Origin of the sequence: Streptomyces sp. HSW2009 (assembly GCF_040240285.1) — a bacterium.
Classification (GTDB): domain Bacteria; phylum Actinomycetota; class Actinomycetes; order Streptomycetales; family Streptomycetaceae; genus Streptomyces.
In genome coordinates this window covers 1-1,906 of the sequence record NZ_JBEHZD010000904.1, presented here as the reverse complement: position 1 = coordinate 1,906, position 1,906 = coordinate 1, and the positions used below count along the sequence as shown (strand labels likewise).

The 1,906-nt window shown below is 77.9% G+C and carries 1 protein-coding gene; it reads right to left on the bottom strand.

The window, feature by feature from the left end:
* Positions 1 to 138: 138 nt before the first annotated feature.
* The gene (locus AAHZ94_RS33415; RefSeq protein ID WP_349997450.1) at positions 139 to 1,548 is read right to left on the bottom strand and encodes an acyl-CoA synthetase; all 1,410 of its coding nucleotides are present in this window, start codon (positions 1,546 to 1,548) and stop codon (positions 139 to 141) included.
* Positions 1,549 to 1,906 lie beyond the last annotated feature (358 nt).

Sequence of the window (1,906 nt, the reverse complement as noted above, 5' to 3'; positions counted from 1 at the left end):
CCCCCGGCGCGGCGGGGCCCCCCCCCCCCCCCCCCGCGCCCCCCCCCCCCCCCCCCCCCCCCGCCCCGGGGGGGGGCGCCCCCCCCCCCGCGGCCCCCCCCCCCCCCCCCGACGCATTCCGGTCGGTTTTCCCAGCCGTCAGGCCGGAGGCAGCAGACGCTTCTGCGGCTTGCCCATCGCATTGCGCGGCAACGCGTCCAGGAACCGCACCTTGCGGGGGCGCTTGTGGGCGGAGAGGTGACCCGCGACGAAGTCGATCAGTTGCTGTTCGGCCACGCCGTCGGCCACCACGTACGCGACGATCTCCTGACCGAGGTCGGCGTGTGGTGCGCCGACCACCGCGGCCTCGCGCACCGCGGGGTGGTCGAGCAGCGCGTTCTCCACCTCGCCGGCGCCGATCCGGTAGCCACCCGACTTGATCATGTCGGTCGACGCCCGCCCGACGATGCGGTGCGTGCCGTCCGGCTCGATGGCCGCGATGTCACCGGTACGGAACCAGCCGTCCGCCGCGTACGAGGCGGCCGTGGCCTCCGGCCGGTTCAGATAGCCGTCGAACAGGGTCGGCCCGGCCACCTCCAACTCGCCGATGTCCGCGCCCGCCTCGGCCACGATCCGGGTCCGCACGCCGGGCAGCGGCACCCCGACGTGGCCGGGCCGGCGCTCGCCGTCCGCCCGGGTCGCCACGGTGATCAGCGTCTCGGTCATGCCGTACCGCTCCACCGGACGGTGCCCGGTCAACTCCTCCAGCGCGCGGAAGACCGGCGTGGGCAGCGGGGCACTGCCGGAGACCAGCAGCCGGGCCCCGGACAGCGCGCGGGCGGCGGCCGGATCGCCCGCGACCCGGTTCCACACGGTGGGCACCCCGAAGTAGAGGCTGCCGCCCGCCGCCGCGTACGCCTCCGGCTTCGGCCGCCCGGTGTGCACCAGGCGGCTGCCGACCCGCAGCGGGCCCAGCGCGCCGAGGACCAGGCCGTGCACGTGGAACAGCGGCAGGCCGTGGACGAGCGTGTCATCGGGGGTCCAGGCCCACGCGTCGGCGAGCCCGTCCAGGCCGGCGGCGACGGCCCGCCGGGAGATCAGCGCGCCCTTGGGGGCGCCGGTGGTGCCCGAGGTGTAGAGGATGAAGGCGGTGGCCGCGGCGTCCGGCTCGGGCCCGTGCCACGGCGCGCGCTCGGCCACGTCCACCGGCAGCACCTCGACACCGGCGTCGGCCGACCCCGCGCCGGCGCCGTCGCCCCACCCGCCGGGCCCGGTGAGCAGCAGGGCCGCGCCCGAGTCGCGCAGGATGTGGTCCCGTTCGGCGGGCCCGGAGTCCGGCGGCAGCGGCACCACGGGCACCCCAGCGAGCAGCGCGCCCACCACGGCCACCACGGTCTCCAGCGTGGCCTCGGCCCGTACCGCCACCCCCGGAGCGCCGGCGATACGGGCCGCCACCGCCCCCGCGGCACCGAGCAGTTGCTCCCGCGACAGGGGCCGCCCAGCGATGGTCAACGCGTCGGGCCGGTCATCGACCGATCCCGCCAAGGCCGCCAACAGAGCCTTGCTCACCAGCGATTCCTCTCCTCGTAAGGCCACGCCAGCGGCCTTGGTCACGCGGGCGACCCAGGCGACCGCCCCGGCCGAGCCAGCGGCAACGGCGCTGCCTGGCCGGCGGGATCACCGACCGCGCCCGCTGTCCGTGTCGTCGTGCGCGGCGCGGCGCCCGGTGCCCTGCGGAATCACGGGTGCGGGTGCGGTGCGGGGCGCGGTTGCTCCGTACGACGGCGGTGCTGACGTTACCCACCCGGTCGACGCCCGGACACGGCAGCCGCCCGCTGGCCGGACGGGGGCCCGGGCCGGCGGCGGGAGCCATGGCGGGCCGGCGGCGGGGAGGTGACGCGCGGGTGGCGTCGGAACGCGCGGCGGG